This window comes from Paracoccus sp. SJTW-4 (assembly GCF_047716885.1).
GTDB classification, from domain to species: domain Bacteria; phylum Pseudomonadota; class Alphaproteobacteria; order Rhodobacterales; family Rhodobacteraceae; genus Paracoccus; species Paracoccus solventivorans.
Window position 1 is genome coordinate 1,784,473 of record NZ_CP136681.1, and the last position, 14,576, is coordinate 1,799,048.

Consider the following 14,576-nt stretch of genomic DNA (forward strand, 5'->3'; position numbering starts at 1 on the left):
GGGTTTGACGCCCCCGGCGCGGGATAGCAGGATGGGGAAAACCCGGGCAGCCATGCAGATCTATCTTCCCATTGCCGAGGTGTCGGTGAACGCGCTGACCCTCATCGGGCTCGGCGGCATCGTCGGGCTGATGAGCGGCCTGTTCGGCGTGGGCGGGGGGTTCCTGATCACGCCGCTGCTGTTCTTCATCGGCATCCCGCCCGCGATCGCGGTGGCGACCGGGGCAAACCAGGTCGTGGCCTCGTCGGTGACGGGGGTGCTGGCGCATCTGCGGCGCAAGTCGGTCGACATCCGCATGGGGGTGGTGCTGCTGATCGGAGGGATCGTCGGCTCGACCCTGGGCGTCGGGGTGTTCACGCTGCTGCAGCGGGTGGGGCAGGTCGATCTGGTGGTGCAGCTCAGCTATGTGGTGTTCCTGGGCTTCATCGGCCTGACCATGCTGCGCGAAAGCCTGTCGGCGATGATCGCCGCACGCTCGTCCACCCCGCCGCGGCGGCGGCTGCACGAACACAGCTGGGTCCACCGCCTGCCGTGGAAGATGAAGTTCCGCGCCTCGGGGCTGTATATCAGCGTGCTGCCGCCGCTGCTGGTCGGCGTCGCGGTGGGGGTGCTGGCGGCGATCATGGGGGTCGGCGGCGGCTTCATCATGGTGCCGGCGATGATCTATCTGCTGGGGATGCCGACCAAGGTGGTGATCGGCACCTCGCTGTTCCAGATCGCGGCGGTCAGCGGCTACACCACGCTGATGCACGCGGTCAGTTCCAACACCGTGGACATCATGCTGGCGGTGCTGCTGATCATCGGCGGCGTGGTGGGGGCGCAGCTGGGCACGCAGCTGGGCGCGCGGCTCAAGGGCGAACAGCTGCGGGTGCTGCTGGCGCTGCTGGTGCTGGCGGTCTGCGCGCGCATCGCCTTTGACCTGGTGGTGCCGCCCGCGGACATCTATTCGATCGCCGCACGATGACGGGGGTGCGCCTGTTTCCGGCCGCGCTGGCCGCAGCCCTGGCCGTGGCGCTGGCGGTCCCGGCCGCCGCGCAGGAGCCCGCGCCGGCCCATCCCACGCAGCCGACCGGGACGATCGGCCCGCCCGTGCCGATGGAACGCGGCCCGGCCATCCCGCAGCCCCGCAGCGACAGCGACACCCCCCCGCCCGAGCAGATCGTCACCGGCCTGTCGCAGGACGAGGTGGACATCACCGCCAGCTTCACCGGCTCGGACATCCTCATCTACGGCGCGATCCGCCGCAATGCGCCGGTCGATGACCCGACCTCTCCGGGCATCATCGTCACGCTCGAGGGGCCGTCGCAAAGCGTCACCGTGCGGCGCATGGGGCGGGTCGGGCCGATCTGGATGAACACCGCCACGCTGCGGGTCGGGGCCGCGCCCGATTTCTATGCGGTGTCCAGCTCAGCCCCGCTGGACCAGCTGCTCGACCCCGACGAGGACGTGCGCCACCGCATTTCCCCCGCGCTGGCGATCCGGGCGCTGGGGACGGTGGATGTCGAGGACGCCACCGCCTTTACCGAGGCGATGCTGCGCATCCGCACCGAATCGGGCCGCTACCGGGTGGACGAGGGCAGCGTGCAGCTGGTGGACGAGACCCTGTTCCGCGCCGATGTGGTGCTGCCCTCGAACCTGATCGAGGGCGATTACCGCGCCCGCATCTTCCTGGTGCGCGGCGGCAAGGTGGTGGACCGCAACACCGTGCCGATCCGGGTGGAAAAGGTCGGGATCGAGCGCTGGCTCTACCGGCTCTCGATCAGGCATTCCTTCTGGTACGGGCTGATGTCGCTGGGCATCGCCATCGCGGCGGGGGCGCTGGCCTCGGCGGCGTTTAGGGTGCTGCGCCGCGGATAGGGCGGCGCGCGATCACGGTCTTGTGCAAGACCAGCAGCGCCGGTTGCGACGTTGGGGGATGAGCAACCAAGTCGAGAGGACCTCATGCCCCCGATCCGCACCACGCTGCTGACCACCGCCGCCGCGCTGCTGCTGGCCCTGCCCGCCGCCGCCCAAACCGCCCCGCAAGAGGGCAGTAACCACGGCGGGGACCACGCCGCCGCGGCCGCCCCCGCGACCCCGCCCGCCACCGCCGACCAGGCCTATGCGCAGGCGATGGCCAAGATGCACGCGGCGATGACCGTCGCCCCCACCGGCGATGCGGATGTCGATTTCGTCCGCGGCATGATCCCGCACCACCAGGGCGCCATCGACATGGCCCGCATCCAGCTCGAGTTCGGCCAGGACCCCGAGCTGCGCGCCATGTCCGAGGAAATCATCGCCGCGCAAGAGGACGAGATCGCCCGGATGCAGCAATGGCTGCAAGCGAACGCCCCCGACGCCGCCAATGCCGACGCCGCCAAGATGGAATCGCTGACCGCCAACCCGGCCACCGGCGCCCCGCCTGAACAGGAATAGGCGCAGGCGCCCTTCGCACGGGGGCGCCCTCAGCCCCCGGCGCGGCGGGCGATCTCTGCGGCCGCGGCGGCAGCGCCGCCCGGCGAATGCGGCAAGCCGAGGGCCACCATCCCGGCCTCGATGGTGGCCAGCGTGCCCAGATGGGCCTGCGCGCTCAGATGCCCCATATGGGCGATGCGCAGCGCGTCGCCCGGCTCGGCCGCGCCCAGCCCCACGCCCAGCGTCAGCCCTGCCACCCGCTCGGTCCACTCTCGCAGCCGCGCGGCGCCGGGCAGTGCCACTGCGGTCACCGAATGCGCCCGCGCTGCCCGCTCGGCCACCAGCGCCCGCGGCCCGGTGCCACCAGCGCCCCAAGCCTCCAGCGCCGCCCAGGTCGCGGCGGCCAGCGCCTCGTGGCGGGTCCAGGCGGCCTCCAGCCCCTCTTCGTCCAGCAGCATCGCCAGCGCCTCGGCCATGCCGTAAAGATGCTGGACCGGGGGCGTGCCGCCCCAATGGCGCCACAGCTCGGCCGCCGCGGTCCGCGGCCGCCAGTCCCAATAGGGCGAGGCCGCGCCCCGCCCCGCCGCCACCCGCTCAGAATACCAGACGAAAGCCATGCCGGGCGGCACCATCAGCCCCTTCTGGCTGGCCGAGATCAGCACGTCGACGCCCCAGTCGTCCATCCGCATCTCGTCGCAGCCCAGCGAGGCGATCGCATCCACCACCAGCGCCGCCGGGTGGTCCGCCATCGCCGCGCGCAGCGCCGGGATGTCGGCGCGCACGGAACTGGCGGTGTCAACCTGGCAGACCAGCACCGCGCGGATCTCGCCCGCCCGGTCCGCCGCCAGCCGCTCGCGCAGGCGCTGCGGGTCGGGGGCAGCAAAGGGGGCGGATTCGAGCACCTCGACCTGCACGCCCAGCCCCGCCACCGCCTCGGCCCAGCCCTGCCCGAAATGACCCGAGGACAGCACCAGCGCCCGGTCGCCCGGCGCCAGCAGGTTGACGGCCGCCGCCTCCCACGCCGCATGGCCGTTGCCGATATAGGCGGCCAGGTGCTGCCGCGTCCCCGCCAGCCGCCGCAGGTCCTGCATCAGCCGCAGGTTCAGATCGACCAGCTCTCCGGCATAGATGTCGGGCGAGGGCCGGTGCATGGCGCGCAGCACCCGGTCGGGCACCGGCGTGGGCCGGGAATGGCAAGCATGGGACGACCGGCCGCAAAGCTCATGGGACACCTTCGCAAGGACAAGCGCCCGCAGGGATAGCGCCCGCCCCGGGCACTTTCCATCCCCGCCGCCATGCCACGCCGGCCCCTTTCGCCTTGCCCCAAATATCCTGGGGTGAGGCCCGCAACGGGCCGAGGGGCAGCGCCCCTTCCCCTCCGCGCCGCGCGCCGCGGACTTGTCGCGCCTTGTGTCCCCGGCTATCCCCGCATGAACCGCAGGAGTGCCCGGATGCCGTCACGCGCCGACCGACAACGCGGCCTCTTCGGAAGGCTCTGGCAGGATTACCTGCGCCGCTACTGGCCCCGCATGGGCTTTGCCGCGGTGCTGATGGTGATCGAGGGGTCGACGCTGGCGCTGCTCAGCTGGATGCTGAAGCCGCTGTTTGACCGGGTGTTCGTCGGCCGCGACGAAAGCGCGATGTGGTGGGTCGGGGGCGTGATCCTGTCGCTGTTCCTGGTCCGCGCCACCACCTATGTGATCACCCGCGCGATCCTGACCTCGGTCCAGCAGGGCGTGGCGACGCGGATGCAGACCGACCTGCTGCGCCACCTGCTGACGCTGGACGGGGCGTTCTTCCAGACCAACCCACCCGGCGCGCTGATCGAGCGGGTCCAGGGCGACACCCAGGCGGTGCAGGGGATCTGGACCACCTTCATCACCGGGGCGGCGCGGGACGCGATCTCGCTGGTGGCGCTGTTCGGGGTGGCGATCGCCACCGACCCGTGGTGGACCGCCGCCGCGCTGGTGGGCGCGCCGCTGCTGATCCTGCCCACGGCGCTGGTGCAGCGCTATATCCGGCGCAAGACCCGGCAGACCCGCGCCGCCGCGAGCGCCCGCGCCACGCGGCTGGACGAGGTGCTGCACGGCATCCGCGCGGTGCGGCTTTATCAGATGGAGGATTACCAGACCGCGCGCTTTGCCCGGGTGGTCGGCGACATCCGACGCGCCGAGACAAGGATGAGCGCGGTGAACGCGGTGGTCCCGGCGCTGGTCGATATCGTCACCGGACTTGGCTTTGTCGGCGTGCTGGCGCTGGGGGGCGCACAGGTCACCAGCGGCGAACGCAGCGTGGGCGATTTCATGTCCTTCTTTGCGGCGCTGTCGCTGGCCTTCCAGCCGCTGCGCCGGCTGGGCGGGCTTGCCGGCGGCTGGCAGACGGCGGCGGCCTCGCTGGAACGGCTTTACGCGATCTTCGACATGCGGCCCACCATCGCCTCGGGGGAACGGCGCGAGCCGCCCCCCGACACCACGATCAGGCTCGAAGACGTGCATCTGTCCTATGACGGCCACCCGGTGCTGCGCGGGCTCAGCTTCACCGCGCTTGCCGGGGAAACCACGGCGGTGGTCGGGCCCTCGGGGGCGGGGAAATCCACCATCTTCAACCTGCTGACCCGGATGGTCGACGCCGACTCGGGCACGATCAGCATCGGCGGCGTGCCGGTGCAGGAGTTCGACCTGGCCACGCTGCGCGACCAGTTCTCGACCGTCAGCCAGGATTCGGCGCTGTTCGACGAGACCCTGCGCGAAAACATGGTGCTGGGCACCAACGTCACCGACGCGCAGCTGCAGGCGGCGGTGCTGGCGGCGCATGTGACCGAGTTCGCAGACGGGCTGCCGCTGGGGCTGAACACCCCGGCCGGGCCGCGCGGCTCGTCGCTGTCGGGCGGGCAGCGCCAGCGCATCGCCATCGCCCGCGCACTGCTGCGCAACGCCCCGGTGCTGCTCTTGGACGAGGCCACCAGCGCGCTGGACGTGGCCTCGGAGCGGCTGGTCCAGCAGGCGCTGGACGAGCTCAGCATCGGCCGCACCACGCTGGTGATCGCGCACCGCCTGTCCACCATCCGCAACGCCGACCGCATCGTGGTGATCGAGTCCGGCCGGGTTGTGGAACAGGGCAGCCATGACCAGCTAATGGAACTGAACGGCACCTATGCCGCGCTTGTCCGGCTGCAATTCGGGGGGGAATGATGCGAAAGATCCTGCGGGTCGGCGGTAAGGACCGGGTCGAATTCCTGCAAGGGCTGGTCAGCAACGACGTCACCCGCGCGCCCTGCTGGGCGGCGCTGCTGACGCCGCAGGGCAAGTATCTGGCCGATTTCCTGATCGTGCCCGACGGCGACTCGCTGCTGCTGGACGTGGATGCGCAGCTGGCGGACGAGCTGATGCGGCGGCTGTCGATGTACCGGCTGCGCGCCGCGGTCGAGCTGTCGGAAACCCCGCTGCAGGTCGCGCGCGGCACCGGCCCTGCGCCCGCGGGCGCCATCCCCGACCCGCGGCATCAGGCGCTCGGCTGGCGGCTTTACGGCGACGAGGGCGGCGATGACGGCACCGACTGGGGCGCGATCCGCGTCGCCCATATCATCCCGGAAACGCTGGTCGAGCTGGTCCCGAACGAGACCTATATCCTCGAGGCCGGGTTCGAGCGCCTGCACGGCGTCGATTTCCGCAAGGGCTGCTATGTCGGGCAAGAGGTCACCGCCCGGATGCGCCACAAGACCGAGCTGCGCAAGGGTCTGGTCGGGGTGGCGGTGGACGGCAAGGCCCCGGTGGGCACGCCGATCCTGACTGAAAACGGGCGCGAGGCCGGGGTACTTTACACCCAGTCCGGCGGCCGCGGCATCGCGCATCTGCGCTTTGATCGGATGGAAGGGCCGCTGACCGCCGGGGACGCGGCGATCGTCGCGACCGATGAGCAGGCACCGGCCGCACCGTAGGGTGCGTGCTCTGCACGCACCGACCGCCGCTCGCGGTGCGTGGACACCACGCACCCTACGGGCGCCATGGCCGGGGGTGTGAACCATGGCCCCTGAGCCGCCCGAACGCATCCGCCGCATCGTCCATATCGACATGGACGCGTTCTTCGCCAGCGTGGAACAACGCGACAACCCGGAACTGCGCGGCCGGCCGGTGGCGGTGGGCGGCTCGTCGGCGCGGGGCGTGGTGGCCGCCGCCAGCTACGAGGCGCGGCCCTATGGGGTGCGCTCGGCCATGCCCTCGGTGCGGGCGGCGCGGCTCTGCCCGGATCTCATCTTCGTCAAGCCGCGGTTCGAGGTCTACAAGGCGGTCAGCGCCCAGATCCGCGGCATCTTCGCCCGCTTCACCCCGCTGATCGAGCCGCTGTCGCTGGACGAGGCCTATCTGGACCTGACCGACCACCTGCAGGGCCGCACTGCCACCGCCATCGCGCAGGACATCCGCGCGCTGATCCGGGCGGAAACCGGGCTGACTGCCTCGGCCGGGGTCAGCTACAACAAGTTCCTGGCCAAGCTGGCCTCGGACCAGCGCAAGCCCGACGGGCTGTTCGTGATCCCGCCCGAGGCCGGGCCCGGCTATGTGCTGTCCTTGCCGGTAGGGCGGTTCCACGGCGTCGGCCCCGCCACCGCCGCCCGGATGGAGCGTCACGGCATCCGCACCGGCGCCGACCTGCACCGCCAGAGCCTCGAGTTCCTGACCGCGCAATTCGGCAAGGCCGGGCGGCATTACTGGCACATCGCCCGCGGCATCGACCACCGCGAGGTCCGTCCCGACCGCGAGCGCAAGTCGATCGGCGCCGAGACCACCTTCGAGCACGACATCCACGACCTGCCCGCGGCCGAGGCCGAGCTGGCGCCGCTGGCCGCCAAGGTCTGGCGCTACGCCGAGGCGCGCGCGCTTTCTGGGCGGACGGTGACGCTCAAGGCGAAATACGCCGATTTCCGCATCATCACCCGCGCCCACAGCGCCGAGCGCCCGGTGGGTTCGGCGACCGAGCTGCTGGGCCGGGCAGTCGCAATGCTGCCGCAGGTGCTGCCCGATCCGCGCGGGGTGCGGCTGCTGGGGATCACCCTGTCGGCGCTGTGCCCGCTGCCGGATGAGCCCGCGCCCGAACAGCTGGACCTGTTCGGCTGAGCTTGCGCCCGGCGCGGCAATCGGGTCATCTCGCGCCGTTATCAAGAAAGGGCGGCCGATGCAGGGACGCGATCGCGGACTGGTCCTGCTGGTGCCAATCCTCTGGGGGCTGAACTTTCCCGCCACGGCGCTGGCGTTGCAGCATTACCCGCCGGTGCTGGCGGCGGCGCTGCGCTTTCTGCTGATGCTGCCGGCGCTGCTGTTCGTGCCGTTCCCCAAGGTCCGGCTGCGCTGGCTGATCGGCACCGGGCTGGGGCTGGGGGTGCTGCAGTTCTCGTTCCTCTACGCGGGGATCGCGGCGGGGATGCCGGTGGGGCTGTCGTCGCTGGTGCTGCAGGCGTCGGCCCCGTTCACCATCCTGCTGGCGGTGCTGTTCCTGGGCGAGCGGATGACCCCGCGGCGGCTGGCCGGCATCGGCATCGCGGTGCTGGGGCTGGCGATCATCGGCGCCAGCCGGGCACTGGCCGCGGCGTGGCTGCCGATGGCGCTGACGCTGCTGGCCGCCTTTGGCTGGGCGATCGGCAATGTCTCGGCCCGGATGGCCCGCGCCCCCGATCCGCTGCAGCTGACCATGTGGATGGCGGTGGTGCCGCCGGTACCGTTGCTGGCGCTGTCGCTGCTGATCGAGCGGCCGCTGATCGGCCCGGCGCTGGCCGGCGCCCTGCAGCCGCAGGCGATGGCCGCCAATCTGGGGCTGGCCTATATCGTCGTCTTCTCGACCGTGATCGGCTATGGGATCTGGAACGGGCTGATGGCCCGCTATCCCGCCAGCGAGGTCGCGCCGTGGTCGATGCTGGTCCCCATCGTCGGCATCGCCTCGTCCTGGGTGGCGCTCGGCGAAAATCCCCACCCGCTGGAACTTGCCGCCGGGCTGCTGGTTATCGGGGGCGTGATCCTCGCCAGCCGGGCACCCCGGCCGCGGATCGGCTGACCCGCCCGCGTTCTGCGACGGGTTTTAACCATTGCAGGGGTTGTCAAGCGGCCGCGGGGGATTATGTGGCATGGGACTGCATTGAAAATCGGGGGAAATACCGCGCTCCGTTCGGATTGCGTCAGGCGCATGGCCGCCTTGCGGCCAGAGGGATAACGAATCACCTGCCGGAACGGCTAAGGCTTCGCGACACCCTCATAGGGCAGAAGATGACGGGGTTGGGCGACCCCGGTTCCCTCGCACGGCGGGGGATATGGAAACAGGAAGACTTCGATGCGTGATTTCGTTGACGGCTCGGCATTCAACTTCGAACAGGGCCAGCGCGCCCGCAAGCTGTTCGCGGCGGTGGTGCTGGCGGCGCTGGACGATGCCATCGCCGACGACAAGAAATACGGCAACGGCGCCGAGCAGATCGCCCGCTGGGCGCGCTCGCGCGACGGGCGCGAGGTGCTGAGCTGCGCCGGGATCGACCCGAACGAGCGGGTGGTCAAGGGGCTGGTCGAGTTCGTGGCCAAGGGCGTGCGCACCTCGGTGGCGCTGTCGCGCGAGGAAAGCGAACGCCGCATGGCCGCCGAGAACGCCGAGGCCGCCTGACCGCACCCCGCCCATCCTCACGCAGAAAAGCCGTCCGCAGGGCGGCTTTTTTCATGCGGCTTCTGGCCGCTCCTCCTGGTCTTCGGGCGGTTAAAAATATCCCGGGGCTTCCGAGCGCCCGGAAAACGGTCCTGTGGACCGTTTTCAGCGAGGAAGGCCACGGCAGTGGCCCGGGGCAGAGCCCCGGTCCGGCAGCCCTCACACGAACAACCGCAACACCAGCGGCGCCAGGATCGCCGTCAGCACCGCATTCAGCCCCATGCCGATCCCGGCGAATGCCCCCGCGGTCGGGTTGACCTGCAATGCCCGCGCCGTGCCGGCCCCCGCGGTCGGGTTGACCTGCAATGCCCGCGCCGTGCCGATGCCATGCGCGGCGGTGCCGACCGCCAGCCCGCGCGCCCGCCAGTCCCGCAGCCCCAGCGCGTCGAACAGCGGCGTCACCACCATGGCGCCGAAAATCCCGGTGATCAGCACCAGCGCCGCGGTCAGGGTGGGCAGCCCGCCCAGCCGCTCGGCGATGCCGATGGCGACCGGGGCAGTGGTGGATTTCGGCGCCAGAGAGGCCAGCACCTGCGGCCCCAGCCCGAACAGATGCGCGATCGCCAGCGCCGATCCCACCGCCACCAGCGACCCCGCCAACAGCCCCGCGACGATCGGCAGCGCCGCCGCCCGCATCCGCGCCAGATTGTCGTGCATCGGCAGCGCCAGGCACACCGTCGCCGGACCCAGCAGGAAATGCACGAACTGCGCGCCCTCGAAATAGGTGGCATAATCGGTGCCGGTCACGGTCAGCAGCAGCCCCAGCGCCAGCACCGCGATCAGCACCGGGTTGGCCCAGCTTTGCCGCCCCATCGCGCGCGACACTGCGTCCCCCAGCGCATAGGCGCCCAGCGTCGCGGTCAGCCACAACAGCGGCCCTTGCGTGAGGTAGGCCCAGATCAGCGCCGGATCGGCGGTCATTCGCCGCCCTCCTGCCCGGTCAGCCGCGCGACCAGCGTGAAGGCCAGCGCCCCCGCCACCAGCGCCAGCACCGTCGAGCCGAAGATCGCCAGCAGCAGCGCCACGCCATCGTCGCGCAGCAGCGACAGATGCGCGATCACCCCCACCCCCGCCGGCACGAAGAACAGCGCCAGATGCGCCAGCACCCCCTGCGCGGCGGTGCGCAGCCACTCGGCCAGCCCCGGCCGCAGCCGCATCGCCGCCAGCAGCAGCACCAGCCCCACCACCGGCCCCGGCAAGGGCAGGTCGAGCGTGCGGGACATCGCCTCGCCCGCCAGCTGGAACGCCAGGATCGTGAACAGCACCGGAACCATGGCCGCATCCTGCCGCGCGGGCCGGCGCGGCGGAACCCCTGTCGCCGTGGTTTTGCGCTGGCCGGAAACCGGCGATAACTTGTGGATAATCGCCGATCCGCTACCAGATGTTGCGGCGCTTCCTTGACTCGGGGCCGCTGCCCGCGCCAAAACGGACAAAACCGGCCCGGGGATCCGACCGTGCAGTTCGACCGCCTTCGCCTCAACGGCTTCAAGAGCTTCGTGGACCCGACCGAGCTGGTCATCCGCCGGGGCCTGACCGGCGTGGTCGGTCCCAACGGCTGCGGCAAGTCCAACCTGCTCGAGGCGCTGCGTTGGGTGATGGGCGAGAACCGCCCCACTGCCATGCGCGGCGAGGGGATGGAGGATGTGATCTTCGCCGGCACCACCCGCCGCCCCGCCCGCGGCCATGCCGAGGTCGGGCTGGCCATCGACAACAGCGCAAGGCTGGCGCCGGTGGGGTTCAACGACAGTGATTCTCTGGAAATCACCCGGCGCATCACCCGCGACGCGGGCTCCGCCTATCGCATCAACGGGCGCGAGGTGCGGGCGCGCGACGTGCAGATGCTGTTCGCGGATGCCTCGACCGGCTCGCAATCGCCGGCGCTGGTGCGGCAGGGGCAGATTTCCGAGCTGATCAACGCCAAGCCGAAATCCCGCCGCCGAGTGCTGGAAGAGGCCGCGGGCATCGGGGGGCTCTACCAGCGCCGGCACGAGGCCGAGCTGAAGCTGAACGGGGCCGAACAGAACCTGGCCCGCGTCGACGACACGCTGGACCAGCTGTCCACGCAGGCCGCGGCGCTGGCGCGGCAGGCCCGCACCGCCGCGCGCTACCGCGAGATCGGGACGGCGCTGCGGACGGCGGAGAGCGCGCTGCTCTATCGCCGCTGGGCGGATGCGCTTGCGGCGCTAGAACAGGCGCAGGCGACGCTGGCCGCCGACGGGCGGGCCGCGCAGGCGGCCGAGGCCGCGGCAAGGGACGCCACTGCCGCCCGCGCCGCCGCCGAATCGGCGCTGCCGCCGCTGCGCGAGGAAGACGCCATCGCCGCCGCCATCCGCACCCGCGCGATGGCGGAAACCGAATCGCTGGACGACGCCGATGCCCGCGCCCGCGACGCCATCGCCACGCTGTCTGCCCGGCTGGCGCAGCTCGACCGCGACATCGAACGCGAGGCGGCGCTGAACCGCGACGCGGGCGAAGTTCTGGCCCGGCTAAGCTGGGAACGGACCGAGCTTGAGAAAGCCCATACCGGCCACGACGACCGGCTGGCTGCGGCCGAGGCCACGGCGACCGAGGCCGCGCAAGCGCTGCGCCATCTCGAATCCCGGCTGGGCGAGCTGACCGACGAATCCGCCCGCGCCGCCGCCCGCCACCAGTCGGCCGAGCGGCTGGTCCTCGACCTGCGCGCCATGCGCGACCGCGCCGCCCGCGCGCAGGCCGAAGCGGCCGAGGCGGTGCGGCGCGCCGATGCCACCGGGCAACAGGCAGCGGCAGCGCTGCAACAGGCGCAGGCGGCGCAGCAGGGCGCCGCCGACACCGCGGCCGCGGCCGAGGCGCGGCTGGCCGCGACCGAGGCCGCCCGCGCCGCCGCCGCCGATGCCGAAACCGCCGCCCGCACCGCCCGCGCCACCGCCGAGGGCGAATCCGCCGCCCTGCAGGCCGAATGCGCGGCACTGTCGCGGCTGGTCGCGCGCGGCCGGGCCGAGGGCGGGGCGGTGCTGGACGAGATCGCGGTCGCGCCGGGGTTCGAGGCCGCCCTGGGCGCCGCGCTCGGCGACGAGCTGCGCCTGCCCGCGACCGACTCGGGCCCCGGTTGGCGCAGCCTGCCCGCCCCCGCGGGCGACCCCGCGCTGCCCGATGGCGTGGCGCCGTTGGCCGCGCGGGTGCAGGCGCCCCCGGCGCTGGCCCGGCGGCTGGCGCAGATCGGCATCGCCCCGGACGCCGCCAGCGCCGCGCAGATGCAGCCGCGGCTGCGCCCGGGCCAGCGGCTGGTCACCGCCGCGGGCGACCTGTTCCGTTGGGACGGGCTGGTGCTGCCGGCGGGCGAGGCGGGATCGGCGGCAGCGTTGCATCTGCAACAGGTCAACCGGCTCAAGGACGCCACCGCGCAGGCCGAGGCCGCACGCACCCGCGCCGCGACCGCCGTCGCCGCGCATGAAACCGCCCGCGCCGCCCTGAAGGACGCCACTGCCGCCGAGGCCGCCGCCCGCGATGCCAGCCGCGCCGCCGAACGGGCGCTGTCGGATGTCTCGCGCGCCGCCACCCGCGCCGAATCGGAACTGTCGCTGGCGCAGGGCCGCACCGAATCCGCCCGCGCCGAACGCACCCGCCACGAGGGCGATCAGGCCGACGCCGCCCGCCACTTGGCCGAGGCCGAAGCAGCGCTGGCCGCCCTGCCCGACCGCGCCGAGGCCGCAGCCGCCGTAGAGCAGGCGAAAACCGCGGTCGAGGCCGCCCGCATCGCCACGCTGACCCGCCGTGGCGCGCTGGACGAATTGCGCCGCGAAGGCAGCGCGAGGGTCAAGCGGCTGCAAGAAATCTCGCGCGAGGATTCCGGCTGGCGGCTGCGGCTGGAACAGGCCGGCACCCGCGCCGCCGAGCTGGCGGCACGGCGCAGCACCACTGCCGCCGAGTTGGCCGAGGCCGAGGCGCTGCCGGAAACCCTGACCGCCCAGCGGCAGGCGCTGGCGCAGCGCATGGCTGATGCCGACGCTCGCGTGACCCGCGCCCGCGCCGCGCTGGCGGCCGCCGATGCCGCGCTGCTGGCTGCCACCGCGGCCGAACGCGACGCCGAACGCGCCGCCGCCGATGCCCGCGAAACCCGCGCCCGCAGCGAAGCGCGCCGCGACGCCGCGCTTGAGGCCGAGGCGCAGGCCGGCGCCCGCATCGCCGAAGAGCTCGACACCACCCCCGCGGCGCTGGCAGAGACGCTGGACCCCACCGCCCTGCCCGACCCCGCGCAGCTGGAAACCGACATCGCCCGGCTGCGCAGCCAGCGCGATGCGCTGGGGCCGGTCAACCTGCGCGCCGACGCCGACAAGAGCGAGCTGGAGACCGAGCGCGACCGGCTGTCGGCGGAAAAGCAGGACCTGACCGAGGCGATCCGCAAACTGCGCGGCGGCATCGGCAGCCTCAACCGCGAGGGGCGAGAGCGGCTGCTGGCGGCCTTCGACACGGTGAACGGCAATTTCACCACCCTGTTCACCCATCTGTTCGGCGGCGGCGAGGCGCGGCTGGTGCTGGTCGAATCCGACGACCCGCTCGAAGCGGGGCTGGAAATCCTCGCGCAGCCGCCGGGCAAGAAACTGTCCACGCTCAGCCTGCTGTCGGGGGGTGAACAGACGCTGACCGCGCTGGCGCTGATCTTTGCGGTGTTCCTGGCCACCCCCGCCCCGATCTGCGTGCTGGACGAGGTCGACGCGCCGCTGGACGATGCCAACGTGGCCCGGTTCTGCGACCTGCTGGACGAGATGACCCGGCGCACCGACACGCGGTTCCTGATCATCACCCACCACGCCGTCACCATGTCGCGCATGGACCGGCTGTTCGGGGTGACGATGGTGGAACAGGGGGTCAGCCAACTGGTCAGCGTGGACCTGAAACGCGCCGAGGCGCTGGTGGCATAAGGGGGGGGCGCTGCCCCCCACGGCGCACAGCGCCTCCCCCCGGGATATTTGGGAACCGCCCGAAGGGGGCATGGTCAAGCGCCGCGGCGCCCGCTAGCCTGCCCGCGACGAAATCCCCGGAGGAGCCCATGTCGTTCGACGCCCGCATCGCCCAGCTTGGCATCACCCTGCCCGACGCCCCCGCCCCGGCGGCCAATTATGTGCCCTATGTGCAAAGCGGCAATCTGCTGTTCGTATCGGGCCAGATCTCGGCCGGCCCCGACGGGCTGATTCGCGGCCGGCTGGGCGAGGACATGGACGCCACCGCGGGCGCTGCAGCGGCGCGGGCCTGCGGGCTGGCGCTGATCGCGCAGGCACGGGCGGCGCTGGGGTCTCTGGACCGCATCGCGCGGGTGGTGAAGCTGACCGGCTTCGTGAACTCGACCCCCGATTTCACCGACCAGCCCGAGGTAGTGAACGGCTGTTCCGACCTGATGGTCGAGGTGTTCGGCGAATCCGGCCGCCACGCTCGCGCCGCGGTCAGCGCCGCCGCCCTGCCCCGCGGCGTCGCGGTCGAGGTCGAAGCGATCTTCGAAATCGCGTGAGGCTGATTCTTTCTTGTAAAAA

At 72.0% G+C, this 14,576-nt stretch carries 12 protein-coding genes and 1 pseudogene; 10 read left to right on the forward strand and 3 right to left on the reverse strand.

Features of this window, described 5'->3' with window-relative positions; genetic code table 11:
* The first annotated feature begins 52 nt into the window (after positions 1–52).
* From RSP45_RS08825 to RSP45_RS08835, 3 genes are all read left to right on the forward strand, one after another.
* Positions 53–964 carry a sulfite exporter TauE/SafE family protein gene (locus tag RSP45_RS08825; RefSeq protein WP_073067926.1) on the forward strand — a complete coding sequence of 304 codons (912 nt, stop codon included), beginning with the start codon at positions 53–55 and terminating at the stop codon, positions 962–964.
* Entirely contained in the window at positions 961–1,857 is an 897-nt protein-coding gene (locus RSP45_RS08830; protein WP_415391632.1) for a TIGR02186 family protein, read from the forward strand. The genes RSP45_RS08825 and RSP45_RS08830 overlap by 4 nt, the downstream gene beginning before the upstream one ends.
* A gap of 84 nt (positions 1,858–1,941) precedes the next feature.
* Positions 1,942–2,415: a DUF305 domain-containing protein gene (locus tag RSP45_RS08835; RefSeq protein WP_415391633.1), complete on the forward strand. Its 474-nt coding sequence runs from the start codon at positions 1,942–1,944 to the stop codon at positions 2,413–2,415.
* A 29-nt stretch (positions 2,416–2,444) separates the two neighbouring features.
* Here the strand turns inward: RSP45_RS08835 and RSP45_RS08840 are convergent.
* Positions 2,445–3,619 (reverse strand): annotated as a pseudogene (locus tag RSP45_RS08840) (pyridoxal-phosphate-dependent aminotransferase family protein).
* 226 nt (positions 3,620–3,845) lie between these two features.
* Here RSP45_RS08840 and RSP45_RS08845 point away from each other — a divergent pair.
* From RSP45_RS08845 to RSP45_RS08865, 5 genes are all read left to right on the forward strand, one after another.
* Entirely contained in the window at positions 3,846–5,585 is a 1,740-nt protein-coding gene (locus tag RSP45_RS08845) for an ABC transporter ATP-binding protein (RefSeq protein ID WP_415391634.1), read from the forward strand.
* A complete protein-coding gene (locus tag RSP45_RS08850) occupies positions 5,585–6,331 on the forward strand; it encodes a YgfZ/GcvT domain-containing protein (protein WP_415394029.1) in 747 nt (248 codons plus the stop codon). The genes RSP45_RS08845 and RSP45_RS08850 overlap by 1 nt, the downstream gene beginning before the upstream one ends.
* An 85-nt stretch (positions 6,332–6,416) precedes the next feature.
* Positions 6,417–7,505, forward strand: coding sequence for a DNA polymerase IV (dinB, locus tag RSP45_RS08855; protein WP_415391635.1), 1,089 nt, complete (start codon positions 6,417–6,419; stop codon positions 7,503–7,505).
* Between the two features lie 58 nt (positions 7,506–7,563).
* A complete protein-coding gene (locus tag RSP45_RS08860) occupies positions 7,564–8,436 on the forward strand; it encodes an EamA family transporter (protein WP_415391636.1) in 873 nt (290 codons plus the stop codon).
* 273 nt (positions 8,437–8,709) lie between these two features.
* A complete protein-coding gene (locus tag RSP45_RS08865; RefSeq protein ID WP_073067941.1) occupies positions 8,710–9,030 on the forward strand; it encodes a DUF6280 family protein in 321 nt (106 codons plus the stop codon).
* Positions 9,031–9,228: 198 nt separating this feature from the next.
* Here RSP45_RS08865 and RSP45_RS08870 read toward each other — a convergent pair whose 3' ends face one another.
* Complete coding sequence (locus RSP45_RS08870; RefSeq protein ID WP_415391637.1) at positions 9,229–9,990, reverse strand: LrgB family protein; 762 nt, start codon at positions 9,988–9,990, stop codon at positions 9,229–9,231.
* Positions 9,987–10,343 (reverse strand): CidA/LrgA family protein, encoded by a 357-nt coding sequence (locus RSP45_RS08875; protein WP_415391638.1) that lies wholly within the window; start codon positions 10,341–10,343, stop codon positions 9,987–9,989. Before RSP45_RS08875 ends, RSP45_RS08870 begins: the two co-directional genes overlap by 4 nt.
* 180 nt (positions 10,344–10,523) lie before the next feature.
* Here RSP45_RS08875 and RSP45_RS08880 point away from each other — a divergent pair, with 180 nt between their 5' ends.
* Together RSP45_RS08880 and RSP45_RS08885 are read left to right on the forward strand one after the other, a co-directional pair.
* A complete protein-coding gene (locus tag RSP45_RS08880) occupies positions 10,524–13,970 on the forward strand; it encodes a chromosome segregation SMC family protein (protein WP_415391639.1) in 3,447 nt (1,148 codons plus the stop codon).
* A 128-nt stretch (positions 13,971–14,098) separates the two neighbouring features.
* Positions 14,099–14,554, forward strand: a complete 456-nt coding sequence (locus RSP45_RS08885) for a RidA family protein (protein WP_415391640.1) — start codon at positions 14,099–14,101, stop codon at positions 14,552–14,554.
* The last annotated feature ends 22 nt before the right edge of the window (positions 14,555–14,576 follow it).

Coding starts and splice junctions, on each gene's coding strand:
- RSP45_RS08825 (WP_073067926.1), top strand. CDS start 53: ATGCAGATCTATCTTCCCATTGCCGAGGTGTCGGTGAACGCGCTGACC.
- RSP45_RS08830 (WP_415391632.1), top strand. CDS start 961: ATGACGGGGGTGCGCCTGTTTCCGGCCGCGCTGGCCGCAGCCCTGGCC.
- RSP45_RS08835 (WP_415391633.1), top strand. CDS start 1,942: ATGCCCCCGATCCGCACCACGCTGCTGACCACCGCCGCCGCGCTGCTG.
- RSP45_RS08845 (WP_415391634.1), top strand. CDS start 3,846: ATGCCGTCACGCGCCGACCGACAACGCGGCCTCTTCGGAAGGCTCTGG.
- RSP45_RS08850 (WP_415394029.1), top strand. CDS start 5,585: ATGCGAAAGATCCTGCGGGTCGGCGGTAAGGACCGGGTCGAATTCCTG.
- dinB (WP_415391635.1), top strand. CDS start 6,417: ATGGCCCCTGAGCCGCCCGAACGCATCCGCCGCATCGTCCATATCGAC.
- RSP45_RS08860 (WP_415391636.1), top strand. CDS start 7,564: ATGCAGGGACGCGATCGCGGACTGGTCCTGCTGGTGCCAATCCTCTGG.
- RSP45_RS08865 (WP_073067941.1), top strand. CDS start 8,710: ATGCGTGATTTCGTTGACGGCTCGGCATTCAACTTCGAACAGGGCCAG.
- RSP45_RS08870 (WP_415391637.1), bottom strand. CDS start 9,990: ATGACCGCCGATCCGGCGCTGATCTGGGCCTACCTCACGCAAGGGCCG.
- RSP45_RS08875 (WP_415391638.1), bottom strand. CDS start 10,343: ATGGTTCCGGTGCTGTTCACGATCCTGGCGTTCCAGCTGGCGGGCGAG.
- RSP45_RS08885 (WP_415391640.1), top strand. CDS start 14,099: ATGTCGTTCGACGCCCGCATCGCCCAGCTTGGCATCACCCTGCCCGAC.